This window comes from Rhodococcus sp. MALMAid1271 (assembly GCF_049195265.1).
Taxonomy (GTDB): Bacteria; Actinomycetota; Actinomycetes; order Mycobacteriales; family Mycobacteriaceae; genus Rhodococcoides.
In genome coordinates this window covers 1-509 of sequence record NZ_JBMIRQ010000042.1, presented here as the reverse complement: position 1 = coordinate 509, position 509 = coordinate 1, and the positions used below count along the sequence as shown (strand labels likewise).

The following is a 509-nucleotide window of genomic DNA, read 5'->3' as shown; positions in this document are numbered from 1 at the left end:
ATGTCGGAAGGACGCTTCTGCGTCGACCCCGAACTACGCGCCTACCTCGAAGCCCTGTTCTCCAAAGCCGCGAAACCCGGAGTGAACAACCCCGCAGACCCCACATCAGTCGTGCACGACGACACCGACAGCACGTCCAGTACGCCCGAGCCCGAGCCGACGTCCGGTCCGGCAGAAATTGGCGATGCACGCCTGTGGGATGACACAACACCCGAGGACACTGCCGGATCCAGTAACAATGCCGACTCCAGTAACACTGCCGAATCCAGTAACACTGCCGACTCCAGTGATAGTGGCGACGATGAAACGATGGACACCGCGGCACGGGACGCCGCCGCTCGTGATCTGCGCAGTCAACGCGAACGCTGTCACGACGCCCTGAAACTGGCGCTCCGGCACACGCTCGCCTCAGGGACCCTCGGCACCCACCGCGGCCTACCCGTCACCGCCATCATCACCATGACCTTGAAAGACCTCGACGCCGGCTGCGGCTACGCCATGACCGCCAC

General features: G+C 63.7%; 1 protein-coding gene. It reads left to right on the top strand.

Translation table 11 applies throughout. From position 1 onward, the window contains the following. The coding region (locus ACOQFP_RS02960) for a DUF222 domain-containing protein (protein WP_421583395.1) at positions 1-509 on the top strand (509 nt) is incomplete at both ends.